Source organism: Klebsiella variicola (genome assembly GCF_000828055.2).
Classification (GTDB): domain Bacteria; phylum Pseudomonadota; class Gammaproteobacteria; order Enterobacterales; family Enterobacteriaceae; genus Klebsiella; species Klebsiella variicola.
This window is the reverse complement of record NZ_CP010523.2, coordinates 1,524,325-1,544,179: the sequence shown is the minus strand read 5'-3', so window position 1 is coordinate 1,544,179 and position 19,855 is coordinate 1,524,325. Positions and strand designations below refer to the sequence as shown.

General features: G+C 60.0%; 19 protein-coding genes. 2 read left to right on the top strand and 17 right to left on the bottom strand.

Annotated features, from left to right (window positions below; translation table 11 throughout):
• Window positions 1-4: 4 nt before the first annotated feature.
• The 4 genes from SP68_RS07405 to SP68_RS07390 form a co-directional block, all read right to left on the bottom strand.
• Entirely contained in the window at window positions 5-790 is a 786-nt protein-coding gene (locus SP68_RS07405; RefSeq protein WP_008803963.1) for an IclR family transcriptional regulator, read from the bottom strand.
• A 205-nt stretch (window positions 791-995) separates the two neighbouring features.
• Window positions 996-2,192, bottom strand: coding sequence for a nicotinamide mononucleotide deamidase-related protein YfaY (locus SP68_RS07400; protein ID WP_008803962.1), 1,197 nt, complete (start codon window positions 2,190-2,192; stop codon window positions 996-998).
• Window positions 2,193-2,294: 102 nt separating this feature from the next.
• A complete protein-coding gene (locus tag SP68_RS07395) occupies window positions 2,295-2,837 on the bottom strand; it encodes a YfaZ family outer membrane protein (RefSeq protein WP_004201712.1) in 543 nt (180 codons plus the stop codon).
• A 274-nt stretch (window positions 2,838-3,111) separates the two neighbouring features.
• Entirely contained in the window at window positions 3,112-4,053 is a 942-nt protein-coding gene (locus tag SP68_RS07390; protein WP_040968757.1) for an Rpn family recombination-promoting nuclease/putative transposase, read from the bottom strand.
• 137 nt (window positions 4,054-4,190) lie between these two features.
• On the opposite strand from SP68_RS07390, the gene nudI reads away from it, so the two are divergent.
• Window positions 4,191-4,616, top strand: a complete 426-nt coding sequence (gene nudI / locus SP68_RS07385; RefSeq protein ID WP_022066043.1) for a nucleoside triphosphatase NudI — start codon at window positions 4,191-4,193, stop codon at window positions 4,614-4,616.
• A gap of 55 nt (window positions 4,617-4,671) precedes the next feature.
• Here the strand turns inward: nudI and menE are convergent, their stop codons facing one another.
• The 7 genes from menE to SP68_RS07350 all read right to left on the bottom strand — a co-directional run bounded on the left by menE (window position 4,672) and on the right by SP68_RS07350 (window position 12,276).
• Window positions 4,672-6,048, bottom strand: a complete 1,377-nt coding sequence (menE, locus tag SP68_RS07380; protein WP_040968758.1) for an o-succinylbenzoate--CoA ligase — start codon at window positions 6,046-6,048, stop codon at window positions 4,672-4,674.
• Entirely contained in the window at window positions 6,045-7,010 is a 966-nt protein-coding gene (gene menC / locus SP68_RS07375; RefSeq protein WP_022066041.1) for an o-succinylbenzoate synthase, read from the bottom strand. Before menC ends, menE begins: the two co-directional genes overlap by 4 nt.
• A complete protein-coding gene (gene menB / locus SP68_RS07370; RefSeq protein ID WP_022066040.1) occupies window positions 7,010-7,867 on the bottom strand; it encodes a 1,4-dihydroxy-2-naphthoyl-CoA synthase in 858 nt (285 codons plus the stop codon). Before menB ends, menC begins: the two co-directional genes overlap by 1 nt.
• Before the next feature lie 14 nt (window positions 7,868-7,881).
• Window positions 7,882-8,640 (bottom strand): 2-succinyl-6-hydroxy-2,4-cyclohexadiene-1-carboxylate synthase, encoded by a 759-nt coding sequence (menH, locus tag SP68_RS07365; protein ID WP_040968759.1) that lies wholly within the window; start codon window positions 8,638-8,640, stop codon window positions 7,882-7,884.
• Complete coding sequence (gene menD, locus SP68_RS07360) at window positions 8,637-10,307, bottom strand: 2-succinyl-5-enolpyruvyl-6-hydroxy-3-cyclohexene-1-carboxylic-acid synthase (RefSeq protein WP_012967516.1); 1,671 nt, start codon at window positions 10,305-10,307, stop codon at window positions 8,637-8,639. Before menD ends, menH begins: the two co-directional genes overlap by 4 nt.
• An 82-nt stretch (window positions 10,308-10,389) precedes the next feature.
• On the bottom strand, window positions 10,390-11,679 hold the full coding sequence (gene menF / locus SP68_RS07355) for an isochorismate synthase MenF (protein ID WP_040968760.1): 1,290 nt from the start codon (window positions 11,677-11,679) through the stop codon (window positions 10,390-10,392).
• Window positions 11,680-11,814: 135 nt separating this feature from the next.
• A complete protein-coding gene (locus tag SP68_RS07350; RefSeq protein WP_032737129.1) occupies window positions 11,815-12,276 on the bottom strand; it encodes a GNAT family N-acetyltransferase in 462 nt (153 codons plus the stop codon).
• A gap of 57 nt (window positions 12,277-12,333) precedes the next feature.
• Here SP68_RS07350 and rnz point away from each other — a divergent pair, with 57 nt between their 5' ends.
• Complete coding sequence (gene rnz, locus SP68_RS07345) at window positions 12,334-13,254, top strand: ribonuclease Z (protein WP_022066035.1); 921 nt, start codon at window positions 12,334-12,336, stop codon at window positions 13,252-13,254.
• A 54-nt stretch (window positions 13,255-13,308) separates the two neighbouring features.
• Here the strand turns inward: rnz and nuoN are convergent, their stop codons facing one another.
• The 6 genes from nuoN to nuoI all read right to left on the bottom strand — a co-directional run bounded on the left by nuoN (window position 13,309) and on the right by nuoI (window position 19,848).
• Window positions 13,309-14,766 (bottom strand): NADH-quinone oxidoreductase subunit NuoN, encoded by a 1,458-nt coding sequence (gene nuoN, locus SP68_RS07340; RefSeq protein WP_008803951.1) that lies wholly within the window; start codon window positions 14,764-14,766, stop codon window positions 13,309-13,311.
• A gap of 6 nt (window positions 14,767-14,772) precedes the next feature.
• On the bottom strand, window positions 14,773-16,302 hold the full coding sequence (gene nuoM, locus SP68_RS07335; RefSeq protein ID WP_008803950.1) for an NADH-quinone oxidoreductase subunit M: 1,530 nt from the start codon (window positions 16,300-16,302) through the stop codon (window positions 14,773-14,775).
• A 301-nt stretch (window positions 16,303-16,603) separates the two neighbouring features.
• Window positions 16,604-18,445: an NADH-quinone oxidoreductase subunit L gene (nuoL, locus tag SP68_RS07330; protein ID WP_012540986.1), complete on the bottom strand. Its 1,842-nt coding sequence runs from the start codon at window positions 18,443-18,445 to the stop codon at window positions 16,604-16,606.
• Window positions 18,442-18,744, bottom strand: a complete 303-nt coding sequence (nuoK, locus tag SP68_RS07325; RefSeq protein WP_002913148.1) for an NADH-quinone oxidoreductase subunit NuoK — start codon at window positions 18,742-18,744, stop codon at window positions 18,442-18,444. Before nuoK ends, nuoL begins: the two co-directional genes overlap by 4 nt.
• Window positions 18,741-19,295: an NADH-quinone oxidoreductase subunit J gene (gene nuoJ / locus SP68_RS07320; protein WP_004201743.1), complete on the bottom strand. Its 555-nt coding sequence runs from the start codon at window positions 19,293-19,295 to the stop codon at window positions 18,741-18,743. The genes nuoK and nuoJ overlap by 4 nt, the downstream gene beginning before the upstream one ends.
• A gap of 10 nt (window positions 19,296-19,305) precedes the next feature.
• Window positions 19,306-19,848, bottom strand: coding sequence for an NADH-quinone oxidoreductase subunit NuoI (gene nuoI / locus SP68_RS07315; protein ID WP_008803948.1), 543 nt, complete (start codon window positions 19,846-19,848; stop codon window positions 19,306-19,308).
• Window positions 19,849-19,855 lie beyond the last annotated feature (7 nt).

The following is a 19,855-nucleotide window of genomic DNA, read 5'->3' as shown; positions in this document are numbered from 1 at the left end:
CTCCTTATGATGAGGCGAGTTGTTCGAAGGGGCTTTTCCACCCCAGCAGACGGGAAATATCTTTCGCGCAGGCAATCGCCTTACCGGCCAGATAATCGCGATTGTCTTCATTGATTTGCAGACGGGTGCCCACCACCGAGATGGCGGCGGTCAGGTCGTTATTGGCGTTAAATACCGGGGCGGCCACGCAGCGCACATCCGGATAGTCCTCGCCATTATCAAAGCTCCAGCCCCGAGCGCGAATGCGCCCCAGCTCCTCCCGCAGCTGTTGAGCATCGGTGATGGTCGTTGGCGTGGCCCGCTCCCACTGCAGGTCGTCGATAATCGACGCCTGAACGCTGGCGGGCTGCCAGGCCAGCAAACATTTGCCGATCCCGGAGCGATAAAGCGACAGGCTCTTGCCTTCGTGCGAACGCACGCTAATGGTGGCGGGAGACTCAATTTTAAGAATGTAGTAGGCGTTACCCTGATCGATGATGCCCAGATGACAAAGCAGGCCGCACTCATCCATCAGTCGGGTGAGGCGCGGACGCGCCAGCTCGCGCAGATCCATTTTGCTCAGCGCCTGCCCGGCCAGCTCCACCAGCTTGGTCCACAGGCAGTAGTTATCCTGATTATCCATACTGATGAAGCGCTGCTTTTTTAGCTCGCCCAGCAGCAGATAAACCGTGCTTTTCGGGATCCCCAGTTCGGCAATGATGGTGGCTGCGCTGCAGGGACCAATCCGGCTGATTAAATTGAGGATCTCAATCGCGCGGGTCAGCGCCGGGACTTTTGTTGATTCCAACATACTGGACTCCAATCCTGAATACTGGAATCAGTGTTGCGATTGTGCGGGCGGTAAAGTGTGAGCGATATCGCGGGGCAATCGTTTTCCCGTATGCTGGACCATCCGCTGCAGATTATTGCGACTTAACGCACAGAATTTTTTCAGGAGAGTACAACAGGCTGGACAACCGGCGCCCGGGAGAAGCCCGCGCGCCGGAGGAAACGACTTACAGCGAGAGGGAATCCACCACGTTAATCCAGCCATGTTCGCTGGCCAGCGGTTGACCATTCAGCCAGCGACGCAGCATATTTAATGCCATCATGGCGCAGACTTCCTGGCGTACCGCCAGGCTGTGGCGGGTGACGCTAAACTTCACGCGCAGCGCGAAGGTGCCGTCCGGGGTGGCCAGGGCCACGTTAAGATGATCGTTCTCCTGGCCGCTCACCGCCAGGGCCAGGCCGGCAAAATGGTTTATTCGCCGCTCGGCCGCCCAGCGAGCCGCCTGCGCCAGCGTCTCCTCCTGCGCCGGAACCACTTCGCTGGCCAGCAGCGGCGCGCCGGCGCGGGACAGCTGCAGCGCCAGCAGGCCGCCGGTAAACTGCTCGCTGAGCGTCAGGCTCAGCTGCCGCTCCTGCAGGCAGCGCGCAATCTGCGCCGGTAACCCTTCCGTGCCTTCGAAAATCAGACTGTCGCCAGCCACCTTGCGGACTTCCGGCCACAGGGCCAGCATGGCGTCGCGCTGGTCAGCCGGTCCGGTTAGCTTGAGTTCGATAATCGGCATCGACGAACGGTAACCCATCACCACGCCAGGCGGTAACGTCAGCGGATTGAGGCTTTGCGCCAGCTCGCTCTCCGAGCGGCCAAAGGTGGTCAAACGCAGGCATACCGGCGGTTCCGGCAGCGTAAAGCGCTGACGCAGACGCGGTAAAATCTCCTGCTCGACCATCACCTTAAATTCAGAAGGTACACCGGGGGTGAAAAACATCAGGCAGCGGTTGAGCTGAACGGCAAAGCCACAGGCCGTGCCGACCGGGTTATTGATCATCTCGGCGCTGGCGGGGATTTCCGCCTGCTTGCGGTTACTTTCCGCCATCGGCCGGCCGCGCTCGGCAAAGAAACGGGTCATGGTTTCCAGCCACTCCGGATGCAAAATAAGCCCTTCGCCTTTCGCGGTGGCGGCGGCCAGCGCGCTCAGATCGTCGCTGGTCGGCCCAAGGCCGCCGTTAACGATCAGCACATCCGCCTGTTCGCTGCGTTCGCGCAGAATCGCCACCAGCGCATCAAGATCGTCGCCAACGGTATGGCGGCGCGTTAACGGTAACCCCTGATTAAAAAAGAAATCCGCCAGCCATGCCGCATTGGTATCAACGATTTGACCATGCAACACTTCATCGCCAGTGGACAGCATTTCCACATTCAACATTGCTCACTCCTTGCCTGCCAGGTGGCAAATACTATAACGCAAAGCGGGATGCTGACGAGGAGGAAAATCTGGCGCGGCAAGAAGATACCGCGCCGGAGGAGATTAGAAGCTGGCGCTGGCGCCGATGTACGGACCGTCGGCGATGGTGTTATCGCGGTTGCCATCTTTACCCGCCAGGTTCAGATAGCGATAGCCTGCCTGGATGCTGAGCGGACGCATGATGGTCCAGCTGGCGCCGACATTAGCTTCCTGATAGCTGTCAATGCCGCTGGAGAGGGAATCCGGCGAGTAGTAGTAGTCGCCGTACAGGCGGAAGCTGTCGCCAATTTTCCACTGCAGGCCGCCGCCGACCGCTGCTGCATAACCTTCATCGCCCTGTTTCGGGTTGGTGTATACGCCTTTACCGCCCACAGTCGCGAGGAACGGCCCCAGCGGAATATTGAGCCCCAGGCCTAAACCCGCGGCGTCGCCGTCGTTATCGCTATGCAGCCAGTTACCGGAAACGGCCAGGCCGGTAGACTCCGTGCCAAACCCGACGCCAAGATTGGTGTAATGCTCGCCTGCTTCACCGGTAACGCTGATCGCATGGGCCGCGGAAGAAACCAGCATGACGCCAGCCAGCGCCATAAAAATGCTTTTTTTCATTATTTACTCTATCCAGAAAATTAAAATCAAAGAAGTCCCGAAAAAACCTGAAAATTCTACTGCGCACCCGTCAGGAATCAATGACCTGGCGAAATGAATTTTCACAAGAGTGTAACCAGTTGCGTTTTTTTATGGCATCGGGCGTTGTCGGAATAACGAACCGCCCGTTCAGCGCCATGAATATTCATGTTTATTATGATTAACGCTGACACATTGACGAAAACAGAGAACTGACGCCGCACGATCGGCGCGGCGCGGGTGGATAAGGGAATAATTAATGCTGCAGCCGGGCCAGACATTCCGGGGCGAGGCCGGTCAGTTTCGCCACCAGCGACAGGTCGAGTCCGCTAGCGAGCATCGCCCGGGCAATACGCTCCGCGGTCTGCTGCTCACCTTGCTCCAGACCTTGTTGCAGACCTTGTTGCAGACCTTGCTTTAACCCTTGCTGATGGCCGCGTTGTTCCAGAAACTGGGCAATATTCATGAGCGTCTCCTTGTGCGACCGCCGGGGAACGCTTTGCGCAAGATGGCGCAAAAAAGCGACCGGATCGGCGGCGTTTCCTGCCTGTAATAAATAGTGCAACAGCGTCTTTAGCTGCCTGCGGCTAGTGTATCCCAGTGCTAACAGGCTGACCAGCTGCTCGTGCAGGTCCATCATGTCGCGCTGGCGGATATGCTTCTGCAGCAGCTCCAGCATCGCCACGCGCCGGTGGCGCATGATTTCATCATCCGGGGTGGTGGTGATATCGATTAAGGGAAAATCATCACCATAGATCCGCCGCGCAACGTCCGGATCGGCAAAGCCTGCCAGCCAGCACATCGGGTACGGCCAGGGCGAAACGCGGCCATGATAAAACAGCAGGGGGATAACCAGCGGCAGCTGCGTATGCCCCTTATCCAGATGACGTTGCATCGCGGCGATGGCATAGCGCATCAGGCGAAAGGCCATATGGCGGTCCGCCGAGCTTTGGTGCTCAATCAACAGATAGATATAGCCCTCCCCCGCCTGCGTTTGCAGCGAGTAAAGGATATCGGAATGACTCGCTCGTAGCTCATCGTCAATAAAGCTCCCGGATTCCAGTTGCAGCGTATTCAGGTTGCATAACGCGCGCAGCGGTCCGGGGAGATGAATGTCAAGGAAGTCCTTTGCCGTCGCCCGGTGCGACAACAGGTGTTTAAATACGGCGTCATGCGGGGAATGGGGCGCCCTGTCCATGGCGAAACTCCATGCGATTATTTTCACCTAACTTAACACCCAACAGGGCCAGGGCCGCATTTCGCTTGCGGTTTACCGAGGCGGCTCGCAAACTATTTCATCGGCATACCGCCCCATCCCTCTGAAGGAGAAAAACCGTGCGTCAAAGGACGATTGTTTGCCCGCTTATCCAGAATGAAGGCCATTATCTGCTCTGCAAAATGGCCGCCGACCGCGGGGTTTTTCCCGGGCAATGGGCCTTATCCGGCGGCGGCGTGGAGCCAGGGGAGCGTATTGAAGAGGCGCTGCGGCGGGAGATACGCGAAGAGCTTGGCGAAAAACTCATTCTTACCCATATCGCGCCGTGGAGCTTTCGCGATGATACCCGCGTCAAAACTTACCCGGATGGTCGGCAGGAAACGATCTATATGATCTACCTGATCTTCGACTGCGTCAGCGCCAATCGCGACGTGACGATCAACGAGGAGTTTGACGATTACGCCTGGGTCAAAGCCGACGATCTCAAAAACTACGATCTCAATGCCGCCACCCGCGTGACGCTCAGCCAGAAAGGGCTACTTTAGTCCAGCATACCGCGTTCAACCCACCCGGCGTTATGTCGCGGGATATGGCGGGTGGCTACGATACGGTCGCATACGTCTGCTGTCTGGCCCATTCGCGCAGCGCCTGACGGGAAATCTTAATCCCACCGTTCTTTAACGTGTCCGGCAGCCGTAGCCAACGCACTGGCTGCTGAAAGCGCGCTAACCGCTCAGCGCTCCATGTCGCCAGCGCGCTCAACTCGCAGCCGTCATCGCATTCCACCACCGCGACCGGGCGTTGACCATATTCGACATCATCCAGCGGTACAATAAATACCTGTTGTACCTGCGGATGGGCGAGTATCACGCGCTCAACCTCCTCCGGTTGAATGCCTTCGCCGCCGCTAAAAAAGAGATTATCCAGTCGTCCAACAACCGTCAGCCGACCATTGTGTAACTCCCCGCGATCGCGTGTCGCAAACCAGCCTTCATCATTGGTTAATGGCAATAACTGACCGTCGCGCCAGTAACCCGCCGCCATACTCGACGCCCGCAGCCAGATCTCGCCGGCGACAATTTTCACCTCCCGCCCCGGCAGCGGTTCGCCCACATCCGCCGCGCCGTCGGCCGCTTTGGCACAGACCGTGGAAGCGAACTCGGTGAGGCCGTAGCCGCAGAAACTGCGTATTCCCTGCGCGAGTGCACGCTCAGTCAATTCGACCGGGATCGCTGCGCCGCCGAGCAGCACCGCCTTGAGGGAAAGCGCAGCATTATCATTCAGCAGGCGCCACAGCTGAGTCGGCACCAGCGAAGCATGGGTACAGCCCTGCAGCATCTGCGCCAGCGGTTGCTTGTCGCGCACCGTCATTCGCGCGCCGGCCAGCAGCCAGCGCCAGACGATCCCCTGCCCGGAGACATGAAACAACGGCAGCGACAGCAGCCAGTCGTCTTCTGCGGCAAACGGCATCAGCGCCAGCACGCCAGCGGCGCTGGCCAGATGGGCGCTGGCGCTATGTACCGCCGCTTTCGGCAGGCCGGTTGAGCCGGAGGTTAACGTCATCGACACCAGCCGTTCGCCATGCCAGCAAACGGCATGGACGCCTTCGGCCGCCTGCAGAGTTAACGCCGGTAAATCCCCCGGCTGCGCAGCACCATTCAGCACCAGTTGATGCTGGACGGTTAACGCAGGCAGCAGTTCCTGCAGCAACACCTCTGGCAGTTGCGGATTCAGCGGCAGCACCCGCGCCCCGCACTGCAGCAATGCCAGCCAGGCGAGTAGCGTCTCCGGCTGGTTGTAGGCCCGGAGCGCCACGCCCTGACCTTCCATAACGCCCTGCGCGGCAAAGCCGGCCGCCAGCGCGTCAACCCGAGCGCATAGCTCACGCCAGGTCAGCAGCCGATCGTTCAGGCGTAACGCCTGCGCCTCACCGCGTAACTGGCGCCAGTGGCGCCAGGGCCAGTCGGAAAACATCACAGCAGCGGCTCCAGCGCATCAATGTTGATCATCGGCAGCGTACTTTCCGGCCACGGCCGTACCAGTTGGGCGCTCATCAGCGCCAGCGTATCGAGTCCGGGGATGGTCTGCGGCGTCAGCCAGGCGGCAACCCGCGCCAGCTGGGTTAACCCGAGGCTGGACTCGATTGACGAGCTAATCACCGCGCTAAGCCCCAGGGCGTGTGCCGCGGCGACCTGTTGCTGAACCTTTTGCACACTGCCGGTCAGCGTCGGTTTGATCACCACCGCGCGCACGCCGGGCTCCGCGACAAAGCGGAAATCCGCCTCGCGCAGGCTTTCATCCCAGGCGATAGCGATCCCCGTCTCGCGGCTAAAGGCCCGCGAGTCCTCCCGCGTTTTGCAGGGTTCCTCAAGAAACGCAATGCGCTGGCGATATGCGGGATTGACGTATTTGGCGAACTGCTGCGCTTTAAGCGGCGTCCACGCCCGGTTGGCATCCAGCCGCAGCTGGAGATCGGGGATGGCTTCCAGTAGCAGATTAACCACCATGCCGTCGCGGACCGCCTCCCACAGACCCACTTTCACCTTAGCGACTTTCTCGCCGGGCATCGCCGCCAGTTTGGCGAACAGCTCATCCGGATCGCCGGAACAGAGCGGCGCTGCGCGATAATCCGCGGCCTGCGGTAGTTCGCCGTAAAGCTCCGCCTGCGCGCAGCTAATACCAAAAGCGACAGAAGGCAGTGTGGGAAGCGGCGGTTCCGCGCCGTCGCGCCAGGCCTGCGCCCACGCCAGCAGCGCCGTTTGCGCCTCTTCCAGCGTCTCGTCACTGAATCCCGGCAGGGGAGAAATTTCCCCCCAGCCTTCGCGTTCATCCTCCTGCAGGCGGATGAACAGCCCGTCGCGGGTTTTTAACCGCCGTTCGCGCAGAACCACGCCCGCGTCCATCGGGATCTGCCAGCGGTAAACCTGCGAAACGCGCATTATGGATTCCGTTTAAATTTGCTGAAGTCCGGCTGACGTTTCTGGTTGAAGGCGTTGCGGCCTTCCTGCCCTTCTTCCGTCATGTAGAACAGCATGGTGGCGTTACCCGCCAGCTCCTGCAGACCGGCCTGGCCATCGCAGTCGGCGTTCAGCGCCGCTTTCAGGCAACGCAGCGCCATCGGGCTGTTTTGCAGCATTTCACGGCACCAGCGCACGGTCTCTTTTTCCAGATCAGCCAGCGGGACTACAGTGTTTACCAGCCCCATGTCCAGCGCCTGCTGAGCATCATACTGACGGCACAGGAACCAGATTTCGCGCGCCTTTTTCTGCCCGACGATACGCGCCATATAGGAGGCGCCCCAGCCGCCGTCAAACGAACCGACTTTAGGCCCGGTCTGGCCGAAGATGGCATTGTCCGCCGCGATGGTCAGATCGCACATCATATGCAGCACGTGGCCGCCGCCGATAGAGTAGCCGGCTACCATCGCCACCACCGGTTTCGGGCAGGTGCGGATCTGGCGCTGGAAGTCGAGCACGTTAAGGTGGTGAACGCCGGAGTCGTCCTGATAGCCGCCGTAGTCGCCGCGAACTTTCTGGTCGCCGCCGGCGCAGAAGGCTTTCTCACCTTCACCGGTCAGGACAATCACCCCGATATTGTCGTCATAGCGGGCATCCGCCAGCGCCTGAATCATCTCTTTGACGGTCAGCGGGCGGAAGGCGTTGCGCACCTGTGGGCGGTTGATGGTGATTTTGGCAATCCCGTCAGTCGATTTTTGATAACGAATATCGGTATAGCCTTCTGAGCAATCGTGCCATTCCACAGGGGCATAGAGCATTGCTTCATCAAGAGAGATCATAGAATGTCCTTCAGTTAACTTGCCAGAATCTGCGCCAGACAAGCAATCACCGCGGCGGGGTTGTCCCGGTGCGCGTTGTGTCCGGCATGGTGAATGATATGGGTATCGGCAGCGAGCGCTTGCGCGATGGCGCGAAACTTCGCGTCGCGTTCGCCACACAGGTAGTGAAAAGGAAAATCGCGCGCCTGCAGAGACGCGCGCAGATCGGCCTGCGTGGCAAGGGAGGTTGCCTGCAGCATCGCCGCCAACGTGGCGCCGTTATTGCGGCTGCGTAAGGCGACCAATGACTCGCGCTGCGCCGCATTCAGCGAAGCAAAGACCGGCTGCTGATACCAGTCGGCAAAGACCTGCGCCAACGGCTCGCGGCGAAAACGTTCTGCCCAGGCGCGGTCATTGCTGCGCCGCGCCTGCAGCGCTTCTGCATCCTGCAGGCCCGGATGGCCGCCTTCAACGATCAGGCCGCGCAGGCCCGCACGCGGCTGACAGGCGAAGTTCATCGCCACCCGGCCGCCCAGTGAGTAGCCAACCAGCCAGTAGTTAAGGATGTTGTAACTATTTAGCGTAGCCTGCAGTAATTCGCTGACCCCGGCAAAGCCATCGACGGCGATATCCGCCGAGCCACCGTGGCCCGGCAGATCGAGATACAGACGCGGCCAGGCGGGAAAAGCGTCGCCCACTTCACGCCACTCGTCGCGGTCGCCGGAAAACCCGTGCAGAAACACCAGCCAGGGATAACCTGACTGGCCGTTGTCGACCGCGGCGCTGAGGGTCACAGGCGGCTTACCTGCGCCAGCAGCTGCTGGAGAGTCTGCGTGCCGTCAGTCTCGTTGACCGCCAGCTCAATCACCGTCGCCCCCGCCCTGCGCCAGGCGCCCGCCAGCGCCTCATCCAGCGACTGCCAGTCATCAGGACGATGATAGGCCAGGCCGAACATCGCCGCCGCGTGGCTGAAATCCACGTCCTGCGGCATTAAATAGAACTGGCGGCGCTCGTCCTGCGGCGTCGGCAGCATAGAGAAAATCTGTCCGCCGTTGTTATTCACCACGATCAGCACCAGCGGCGCCGACGCCTGGCGCAGCAGGGCCAGCGAGTTGAGATCGTATAAGGCCGACAGATCGCCGACGATCGCCAGCGTCGGCCGCGCACTGGCGCGCTGCACGCCGGCGGCGGTGGCGATTAAACCATCAATCCCGCTGGCGCCGCGGTTGCTGTAAACCGGATACCCGGCCGGTAGCTGCGCCAGGGCGTCGATCAGGCGCACCACCAGACTGTTACCGACAAACAGTTGCCCCTGCTCCGGCAGATAGCGCCGAATACGCTGCGCCAGCTGCGCTTCGCCAAAAGGCTCATTGCTGGCAACCGCCGCCTGCCACGCCTGCCCGGCAAGCTGTGGGATCACCGTCGCCCACGGCTGACGTTTTTCCGCCGGATGCAGCTCAAGCCAGCGCTCAACGCTGGCGAGCAGACGGCGGCCGCGGTGCTGCGCCGGGTCGAGGCGGCCTGGCAGATTATCCACCAGCCAGTATTCATCCGGCTCGCAGGTCGCCTGCCACTGGAGGACGCGTTTGCCGGTCAGGCTGCTGCCGAGCTGCACCACGATCTGCGCCTGCGCCAGTTCGCTGACCGCTTTACCGTTGCCCAGCCACAGGTCGGCGCACGGCAACGGCTGCCCGGTCTGCGACAGGACATCGCCGATCAGCGGCCAGCCGAGAGTTTGCGCCCACTCAGCCACTTTTTTCCCTTCCGCGGCGCTCATTCTCCCCGCCACGACGACGCCGCGTTTTTGCCGCCAGAAGAACCAGTCGCGCTGCTTCTCGCTCTCTAACTGCAGCGCCTGACGCAGCCAGGGTTTATCGCTCTGCCACCAGTTGCCGAGCTGCTGCTGCCACTCCACGCCGGTCTCATCCATATCGCCATACAGCGGTTCGGCGAACGGACAGTTGATATGCACCCCGCCGGCGTGCAGCGCCCCCAGCGCCTGGTCGATGGTTGAGACCAGCCAGCGGGCAGGAATATCCTGCGAGGGACGCGGCAGAGAAATCGTCTGCGACGGATGGGAGGCAAACATTCCGGGCTGGCGGATCGCCTGGTTCGCGCCGCAGTCGATCAGCTCCGGTGGACGGTCGGCGGTCAACAGGATCAGCTTTTCGCCGGTGAGGCCCGCCTCAATCAGCGCCGGATAGAGGTTTGCGGTGGCGGTCCCGGAGGTGACTATCACCGCCACCGGCTGCCGGCTGGCCTTCGCCAGGCCGAGCGCCAGGTGGCCGAGGCCGCGTTCGTCGAAATGGGTATGATGGATAAAGGCGCGGTTTTCCGCCGCCGCCAGGGTTAAGGGTGTCGAGCGCGAGCCCGGCGCGATGCAGATATGCTGCACGCCATGGCGCGTTAAAGCTTCCAGGATCACCGCCGCCCAGCGTCGGTTAAATGCGCTTACTGACATGAAATTGTCCGGTATCAAATATTGATGCTAAGTATAGATAAGGCAAAGTGACGACGTTTTGATATGCATCGTCATTCCCGCCTTATGGACACAGCAGCGAGCGCAGCCCGGCCGCTTTGTTGTCAATCTCCTGCCACTCCTGCTGCGCATCGGAGCCGCTGACGATCCCCGCTCCGGCATACAACCGCAGGGTGTCGTGGTCCACTTTCGCCGAACGCAGCGCCACGCAAAACTCGCTTTGCGCCAGCGACAGATAGCCGGCGGACCCGGCATACCATTCGCGGGCAAAGGGTTCATGGCGCTGAATGAATGCCAGCGCCGCCCGACGCGGCAGGCCGGCCACTGCGGCGGTGGGCTGCAGCTGCAGCAGACAGCGGCTGTCGTCAGGCGCCGCCAGCTCGGTCCAGATGCAGCGCCTGAGATGCTGCACCTTACGCAGTCTCACCACCTGCGGCGGCAGGACGTCCAGCGTCGAGGCCTCACTCTGCAGGCGCTGGCAGATATCCTCTACCACCAGCATGTTTTCCCGCTGGTTTTTGTCATCTTTCATCAACCAGTCGGCCAGTTGCTGCGCCTTCGCGTCTTCCTGATGGTTCGCGACGGTCCCTGCCAGCGCTTCGGTGCGCAGCAGCGCGCCGCGCCGGCGCCACAGCCGTTCCGGCGTGGAGCCGAAAAATGCCTGCCGGGCATTAAACGCCATCAGGAAATGAAAACAGTTAAGATTGCTGCGGCGGCTGGCCGCCATGATGCTCACGGCGTCCAGCGGCGCGGCAAACTGCAGGTCGGTTGCCCGCGCCAGTACCACTTTATCCATTTCACCGGCGCTAATCGCCTTAGTCGCCCGCGCAATCATTGCCTGCCATTGAGGATAGTCGGATGAGTGGCGCTCGCTCAGTAGCCGCGGGATAGCGCCAGGGGTCGCCTGAGTGGTGGTCAGACTGGCGAGAAACGCGCGGGCCGTCGCGGCATCCTCACGCAGGGAGATATCACTATGCAGCACCAGCCGCAGCACGGCCCTGCCGCCGCACCGGCGCCACTCCAGACGCGGCAGCACCAGGCTGCCCTGCTGCGGTTCAAACGCGTTCAGGCCGCAGATACGCAGATCCTGCCGCCCGGTCTGGCATAAAAAGCGGTTCGCCGCGTCGAGCGAGGAAAAGGTTTTTACCGCCCCCAGCGTCGCCAGTTCCTCATCGCCATTGCGCTGCTGCCAGTAAAACTGCGGCCATTGCGCCTGCTGGCCGCACCATAGCAGCGGATCGAACGTATCATTCAGCGGAAAGGCAATATCGATAATTCGCGTGCCGGGCGAGTCTGGAAAAGACTCACCCAGGCCGTCTTGCAAACGGGCCAGCGCAGTGGAAACAGACAGCACGCAAACCTCCACGGTAGTAAAACCCCACATTATAAGGGGTTCGACGGCGGAATAGCAGTACCCATGACGAGGGAGCGGGTTTTATCTTACCCGCTCGCCGGGCCAAAGCAGCGTGTGGACGAGGGTGCAGAGGGGTCAGATAGCGCGCTTTTCTCGCGCCATGCCAATGTGGGGGATGCCATCCTCATCATAGACCTCGGTCACCGGCGTAAACCCGAAGTGGGCGTAAAAGGATTGCAGGTGCGCCTGCGCCCCGAGGTAAATTGCCTTTTGCGGCCAGTACTGCTGACAACTGGCCAGCGCCTGCTCCATCAGCTGATAGCCGAGCTTCTCACCGCGGGCGGCGGGGCTAACGATGACCCGGCCAATCACCACCGGATCGTACGTCTCTTCGCTTTTGAGGATCCGCGCGTAGGCCAGCAGTTCGCCATCGCGCCAGCCGAGCAGATGGCGATTTTCACCGACCAAATCATCGCCGTCGACATCCTGATAGACGCACTGCTGCTCCACGACAAAGACTTCACTGCGCAATTTCAGCAGCGCATATAGCTGGGGAACGGTGAGTTCACTATGGTGGAGATCCTGCCAGGTCATCATCTGTAGCTCCTTATTGATATACTGATACTTTGCGACTCGCCCTGAGGACACTGGACGATGGAATTAACTTTTTTGGGGACATCCGCCGGGGTGCCGACCCGCACGCGTAATATGACGTCGATAATACTCAATTTGCAACAGCCGACCCGCGCCGAAATGTGGTTGTTTGACTGCGGTGAAGGGACCCAGCATCAGTTTCTTCGCACGCCCTATCACCCCGGCAAACTGAATAAAATTTTCATCACTCACCTGCACGGCGACCACCTGTTCGGCCTGCCCGGCCTGCTGTGCAGCCGCTCGATGCAGGGGAACTCTCTGCCCCTCACCCTCTACGGGCCAAAAGGGCTCAAAGAGTTTGTTGAGACCGCGCTGCGTCTGAGCGGTTCGTGGACCGACTATCCGCTCACCATCATCGAAGTCGGCCCTGGTCTGGTGTTCGACGAAGAGGGCTATCGGGTCACCGCGTACCCGCTCAGCCATCCGGTGGAGTGCTACGGGTATCGCATTGAGCAGCATGACAAGCCCGGCACCCTCGACGCCGCCCAGCTGATTGCCGATGGCGTGCCTCCCGGGCCGCTGTTTCATCAACTCAAGCTCGGCCAGCGCGTTGAGCTGGAAGATGGCCGGGTCATCGACGGCAGCCGCTATCTGGGGCCAGCGACGCCGGGTAAAACGCTGGCCATCTTTGGCGATACCGCCCCCTGCCCGCAGGCGCTGGAGATGGCTCGCGGGGCGGATGTGATGGTCCACGAAACCACCCTTGAGCAGGCGATGGCGGAGAAAGCCAATAGCCGCGGCCACTCCTCAAGCCAGCAGACCGCGGCGCTTGCCAAAGAAGCGGGGGTCGGCACGCTAATCGCTACCCACTTTAGCTCGCGCTACGATGCCGAAGGCTGTCTGAAGATGCTGGCGGAATGCCGGGAGATTTTCGCCAATACGCTATTGGCGGAAGACTTTATGGTCTACAAGATGGCGTAAAATCCGGGCATAAAAAAACCGCCATCCCGGCGGTTTTTTTATTTATAGCGCAGATTACATCAGCGGCGTCGCCAGCTGCACGATGCTAATCAGCGGCTGCGGCCAGATACCAAGCACCAGCACCAGCAGGGCAGAGATCAGCACCACGATACCGCCAGCGCTGTACTGCCAGTTCGACGGCGCATCGCGGTTCAGTTGCTCGGGTGCGCTCAGGTACAGGCTGACTGCCACTCGCAGATAGTAGTAGAGACCAATCGCTGAGCCGACAACCACTGCGGCAACCAGCCACCACAGGTGCGCATGCACACCGACGGCCAGCACGTAGAACTTACCGATAAAGCCGAGGGTCATCGGAATACCGGCCAGCGACAGCATCATCACCGTCATGACCGCTGACAGGATCGGACGGTGCCAGAACAGGCCGCGGTAGGAGAACAGCGAGTCCGCATCCGGACCGCGGTACGGGCTGGACATCAGGCTGACCACGCCGAACGCGCCGAGGCTGCTGAACAGGTAACCGGCCAGGTAGACGCCAACGGCTTCCATCGACATTTCGCCGCTCTGCAGGGCGATTAACGCCACCAGCAGATAGCCGAGGTGGGAGATGGAAGAGTAGCCGAGCAGACGCTTAATGTTGGTCTGGCTCAGCGCCATCAGGTTACCGAAGATGATAGAGGCGAAGGCGATCAGGCCCAGCACCACGCGTACCGCTTCGCTGTTGCCCACTGGCATGTACAGGAACAGACGCATCACCACACCGAAGATGGCGATCTTGCTGGCGGTCGCCAGGAAGGTGGAGACCGGCGCAGGCGCGCCCTGGTAAACGTCCGGCGTCCACAGATGGAACGGCACCAGCGACAGTTTAAAGCCAAGACCGACGATCATCAGACCGAGGCCCGCCAGCAGCAGCGGCTCGTGCAGCGTATTGTCCGCCAGGCTTTTACCCAGCGCGAGGAAGGACAGGTTGCCGGAGTTCGCATACACCAGCGCCATACCGAACAGCAGGAAAGACGAGGCTGCAGCGGAGAGGATAGTGTATTTGATGCTCGCTTCCAGCGAACGCTTCTGGCGGAAGGCGTAGCCGACCAGGCCGAACAGCGGTAGCGAAATCAGTTCGATACCGAGGAACAGCGCCGCCAGATGATTCGCACCGGCCAGCAGAATGCCGCCCAGCGCGGCGATCAGCACCAGCAGGTAGAACTCTTCTTTGTTGTCCTTGTAACCCTCAAGCCACGGGTAGGCGAAAGTACAGGTCGCGAGGCTCGCCAGCAGCACCAGCCCGGTGTAGAGCATGGCGTAGCCGTCAACGCGGATCATCGGCGTGACGTCCATCGCCCCGTTCTGACCAACAAACCAGAGCGAGACCAGCGCGGCGTTAAGTCCGAGAACCGACAGCGTGGCATTGAGAAAATGATTGCGTCGCCACGCAATGGAGAGCATCACAACCACCACCGTCAAGCCGACGATCAGCAGCGGTAGCAGTGCGATCAGTTGTTGTGGAGTTATTGTCATGGCGAATTACGGCCTTGTAGTAGAAACAGAATTAACAAACCACTGCTGAATGTTGCTCATCGCAGCATGCGAGGTGTCGAGGATCGGCTGCGGGAAGAAGCCCAACAGCACCAGCAGCACCACCAGCAGCAGGATGATAGACAGTTCACGCAGGGACATCCCCGGCAGCGCTTTCGCCGCGATTTCGCTTTTCGCTTTACCGAAGTAGGCGCGATGCAGCATCGACAGCGAATAAACGGAAGCGAATACCAGACCAAAGGTCGAGATAACGGTGATCACCGGCACCACTTTATAGCTGCCAAACAGGATCATAAATTCGCCGACAAAGTTACCGGTGCCCGGCATCCCCAGGGTGGCGACAGCGAAGAACATCGACATCGCCGGCAGCCATTTAATTTTGCTCCACAAACCGCCCATCTGACGCATATCGCGGGTGTGCAGACGTTCGTACAGCTGGCCGCACAGAATAAACAGACCCGCCGCGGACAGACCGTGGGCGATCATCTGGATCACCGCCCCCTGATAAGCCAGCTGGCTGCCGGTGTAGATAGCAATCAGCACGAAGCCCATGTGGGAAACGGAGGTATAAGCGATCAGACGTTTGATATCGGTCTGGGCGAAGGCCATCCACGCGCCGTAGAAGATACCGATCACGCCCAGCCACATGGCGATGGGCGCAAACTCGGCGGAGGCGTTCGGGAACAGCGGCAGCGCAAAGCGCAGCAGACCGTAGGCCGCGGTTTTCAGCAAGATGCCCGCGAGGTCGACGGAACCGGCAGTTGGCGCCTGGGAGTGGGCGTCCGGCAGCCAGCCGTGCAGCGGTACCACCGGCATTTTCACCGCGAAGGCGATGAAGAAGCCCAGCATCAGCAGGTATTCCACGCCGTGGGACATCGGCGTTTTCAGCAGATCTTCATAGTTGAAGGTCCACACGCCGGTCGCGTTGAAGTGGACGAAGGCCAGCGCCAGAATGGCGATCAGCATCACCAGACCGCTCGCCTGGGTATAAATGAAGAACTTGGTGGCCGCCGTGATACGCGTTTTACCGTCAGAGGCTTTGTGGCCCCACAGCGCGATCAGGAAGTACATCGGCACCAACATCATTTCCCAGAAGAAGAAGAACAGGAACATGTCGATGGCGAGGAACACGCCGATGACGCCGCCCAGGATCCACATCAGGTTGAGGTGGAAGAAGCCCTGGTATTTTTCGATTTCACGCCACGAACAGAGTACCGCCAGCACGCCGAGGAGACCGGTCAGCACCACCATCAGCAGCGACAGGCCGTCGATCGCCAGATGGATGCTAATGCCGAAGCGTGGGATCCACGGCAGCACGAATTCCGACTGCCATTGCGGAATACCCGCGGATTGCGTCAGAGAATAGCCGCCCTGCATCCACAGCTGCAGGCCAAGCGCCAGCGTCAGTCCCATGGTAATCAGCGCGATCCAGCGCGGCACTTTCACGCCAAAGCGTTCGGTCTGCCAGCACAGGAAGCCGCCGATAAAGGGGATTAATATCAACCAAGGCAATAACATGGTGATTTTTATTCCTTATTTAAGTCCGGTTCAGGCTATCTTACTCGTCATAGCGAACGTCGGCTGTGCTCACAATCCTCACGCATTTTAATACGCTCCGGTTGCTCCGCGCAGGCGGTGTCCGCTCTGACTTCGCCGATAAAGCCTGTCCTTTACGACCTGATTTTCAACGAATTCTCACAGAAAATTCACTTCGGATTGAGGCTTGTTTTGTCGGGTGACGCTAACGCTTACCCGACCTACGGTCCCGTAAGCCCGGCAAGCACCGCGCCGCCGGGCAAAACAATCCCAATCCTCAAACTCAACGCAATACCATCAGCAGCGCCAGCACCACCACCGCGCCGATGCTCATTGATGCCACATACCAGCGCAGATAACCGTTCTCGCTCACCAGCAGACCTTTGCCTGCGAAGCGGGACAGAATCGCCGGGATATTCATCAACGCATTCAGCGGATCGCTCTTCAGCAGCCAGGCAATCCCGAGGAAAGGTTTCACGAACACCTTGTCGTATAACCAGTCGAAGCCCCAGGCATGGAACCACCAGGTACCGAAGAAGCGGCCAGGCGCGCTGTTGGCGATGGAGGTCACCAGGGTACGTTTACCCAGCCACAACCATGCGGCGATCAGGATGCCGGCAATCGCGATAATCCCGGAGGTAATTTCCAGCGTCATCACGCTGCCGTGCGCAAGCTCAGTGGTCTGCGGCAGTACGCCCTCCAGCGGCGGCACAATCAGCGCGCCAACAAAGGTGGACAGCACCAGCAGCACGATCAGCGGCAGATGATGGGTAATCCCCTTCCCTGCATGCGCGTGAATTTGCTCTTTACCGTGGAACACGATGAAAATCATACGGAAGGTGTACAGCGAGGTCATAAAGGCGCCGACCAGGCCCGCTACCATCAGATTGATATGGCCGTTGGCCATCGCGCCCGCCAGAATCTCATCCTTACTGAAAAAGCCTGCGGTGATAAGCGGCAGAGCGGACAGCGCCGCGCCCCCCACCAGGAAGCAGACATACACCAGCGGAATGGATTTGCGCAGGCCGCCCATCTTGAAGATGTTCTGTTCGTGATGGCAGGCCAGAATGACCGAGCCAGACGACAGGAACAACAGCGCTTTAAAGAACGCGTGGGTCATCAGGTGGAAAATCGCCGCGTCCCATGCCTGCACGCCCAGCGCGAGGAACATGTAGCCAATCTGACTCATGGTCGAGTAAGCCAGCACACGTTTGATGTCGGTCTGCACCAGCGCGGCGAAGCCCGCCAGCACCAGCGTTACCGCACCAACGATACCCACCAGATGCAGCACTTCCGGCGTCATCAGGAACAGGCCGTGGGTACGGGCAATCAGGTACACGCCCGCGGTCACCATGGTGGCCGCGTGGATCAGCGCGGAGACCGGCGTCGGGCCCGCCATCGCATCGGCAAGCCACGTTTGCAGCGGCAGCTGAGCGGATTTACCGACCGCGCCGCCGAGCAGCATCAGCGTCGCCCACTGCAGCGTGGTGCTGCCGTTAGCGAAGTGCTGCGGCGCCAGCTCAACCATTTCACGGAAGTTCAGGGTACCCAGTTCGTTATAAAGAATGAACAGCGCGAAGGCGAGGAACACGTCGCCGACGCGGGTGACCACGAAGGCTTTCATCGCTGCGGCGTTATTCTTCGGATCGGTGTAGTAGAAGCCGATCAGCAGGTAAGAACAGAGACCCACGCCTTCCCAACCCAGGTACATCAACAGCAGGTTATCGGCCAGCACCAGAACGACCATGCTGGCGATAAACAGGTTGGTGTAAGCGAAGAAGCGAGAGTAGCCCTCTTCGCCGCGCATGTACCAGGAGGCAAACATGTGGATCAGGAAGCCGACGCCGGTTACCACGGAGAGCATGGTCAGAGACAGGCCATCCAGCACCAGGTTGAAGCCGATGTTGAAATCACCGACCGACATCCAGTTCCACAGCGGTACGCTGACCGCTTGTTTGCCGTTAGCGAAAAAGTCGACGCCAACGTACGCGGTGACCAGCGCCGCCAGGCCTACCGACCCCATGCCAACGGTGGCGGAAAGGTTTTCCGACCAGCGCCCGCGGGAGAAGGCCAGCAGCACAAAGCCAATCAATGGCAAAAGAATGGTTAAGGCAAGCATGTTCATCCACGCAACTCACTTACTGAATCGATGTTCAGGTTCTGGCGGCGACGATGGAGCTGCAGCAGCAGCGCCAGGCCGATACTCGCTTCCGCAGCCGCGAGGCTGATGGCGAGGATATACATTATCTGACCATCTGCCTGGCCCCAGTAGCTACCCGCCACCACAAAGGCCAGCGCGGCGGCGTTAATCATGATTTCCAGGCTAATCAACATAAACAGCAGATTGCGGCGGATCACCAGCCCCGTCAGACCAAGCACAAACAGGATGGCCGCGAGGATCAGTCCATGTGTTAAGGGGATCATGCGTGTTCCTCCGTTTTTCTTTTGTCGCTGTCGTTCACGCGGTTGCTCAGCACCTCGCCGGCACGCTCTTCGCGGCCGATGTGGAAGGCGACCACCAGGCCCGCCAGCAGCAGCATGGAGGCCAGCTCCACCGCCAGGACGTACGGCCCAAACAGCGCAATACCCACTTCTTTGGCGTTGATCGCCGCGCCGTCGATACCCTGGTCGTTAATACCAAGGATGGCGTAAACGATAACCACCAGCAGCACCGCGGAAAGGATGGCCGGGCCAATCCAGATCCCCGGCTGCAGCCATTTGCGTTCCTGTTCGATCTCGCTGCCACCCAGGTTGAGCATCATCACCACAAAGACGAACAGCACCATAATGGCCCCGGCGTAGACGATGATTTCCAGCGCACCAGCAAAGTAAGCGCCCAGCGAAAAGAACACCCCGGCAATCGCCAGCAGCGAAATAATCAGGTACAGCAGCGCATGCACCGGATTGGTGTGGGTGACGACCCGCAAGGTTGCGAGGATGGCTATCAGGCCACAGATATAAAAAGCGAATTCCATTGCCCTCTCCTTACGGTAACAGGCTCTTGACGTCGATTGGCTTAGCTTCGTTTTCCGCTTCACCTTTATCTTTGCCGTCGATTGCCATACCCGCCATCCGGTAGAAGTTATATTCCGGGTATTTGCCCGGACCGGAAATCAGCAGATCCTCTTTTTCGTACACCAGATCCTGACGCTTGTATTCACCCAGTTCGAAGTCCGGGGTCAACTGGATCGCCGTGGTCGGGCACGCTTCTTCGCACAGGCCGCAGAAAATGCAGCGTGAGAAGTTGATGCGGAAGAACTCCGGATACCAGCGGCCGTCTTTGGTCTCTGCTTTCTGCAGCGAGATACAGCCCACCGGGCAGGCTACCGCACACAGGTTACAGGCAACGCAGCGCTCTGCACCGTCCGGATCGCGGGTCAGCACGATGCGGCCGCGGTAGCGCGGCGGCAGATAGACCGGCTCTTCCGGATACATCCGGGTTTCACGTTTGGCGAAGGCATGCAGGCCAATCATCCAGATACTACGGACCTGGGTGCCGAACCCCACCAATAATTCTTTTAAGGTCATGTTCAAT

Coding starts and splice junctions, on each gene's coding strand:
- SP68_RS07405 (WP_008803963.1), bottom strand. CDS start 790: ATGTTGGAATCAACAAAAGTCCCGGCGCTGACCCGCGCGATTGAGATC.
- SP68_RS07400 (WP_008803962.1), bottom strand. CDS start 2,192: ATGTTGAATGTGGAAATGCTGTCCACTGGCGATGAAGTGTTGCATGGT.
- SP68_RS07395 (WP_004201712.1), bottom strand. CDS start 2,837: ATGAAAAAAAGCATTTTTATGGCGCTGGCTGGCGTCATGCTGGTTTCT.
- SP68_RS07390 (WP_040968757.1), bottom strand. CDS start 4,053: ATGGACAGGGCGCCCCATTCCCCGCATGACGCCGTATTTAAACACCTG.
- menC (WP_022066041.1), bottom strand. CDS start 7,010: ATGCGCGTTTCGCAGGTTTACCGCTGGCAGATCCCGATGGACGCGGGC.
- menB (WP_022066040.1), bottom strand. CDS start 7,867: ATGATCTCTCTTGATGAAGCAATGCTCTATGCCCCTGTGGAATGGCAC.
- menD (WP_012967516.1), bottom strand. CDS start 10,307: ATGTCAGTAAGCGCATTTAACCGACGCTGGGCGGCGGTGATCCTGGAA.
- SP68_RS07350 (WP_032737129.1), bottom strand. CDS start 12,276: ATGATGACCTGGCAGGATCTCCACCATAGTGAACTCACCGTTCCCCAG.
- rnz (WP_022066035.1), top strand. CDS start 12,334: ATGGAATTAACTTTTTTGGGGACATCCGCCGGGGTGCCGACCCGCACG.
- nuoN (WP_008803951.1), bottom strand. CDS start 14,766: ATGACAATAACTCCACAACAACTGATCGCACTGCTACCGCTGCTGATC.
- nuoM (WP_008803950.1), bottom strand. CDS start 16,302: ATGTTATTGCCTTGGTTGATATTAATCCCCTTTATCGGCGGCTTCCTG.
- nuoL (WP_012540986.1), bottom strand. CDS start 18,445: ATGAACATGCTTGCCTTAACCATTCTTTTGCCATTGATTGGCTTTGTG.
- nuoK (WP_002913148.1), bottom strand. CDS start 18,744: ATGATCCCCTTAACACATGGACTGATCCTCGCGGCCATCCTGTTTGTG.
- nuoJ (WP_004201743.1), bottom strand. CDS start 19,295: ATGGAATTCGCTTTTTATATCTGTGGCCTGATAGCCATCCTCGCAACC.
- nuoI (WP_008803948.1), bottom strand. CDS start 19,848: ATGACCTTAAAAGAATTATTGGTGGGGTTCGGCACCCAGGTCCGTAGT.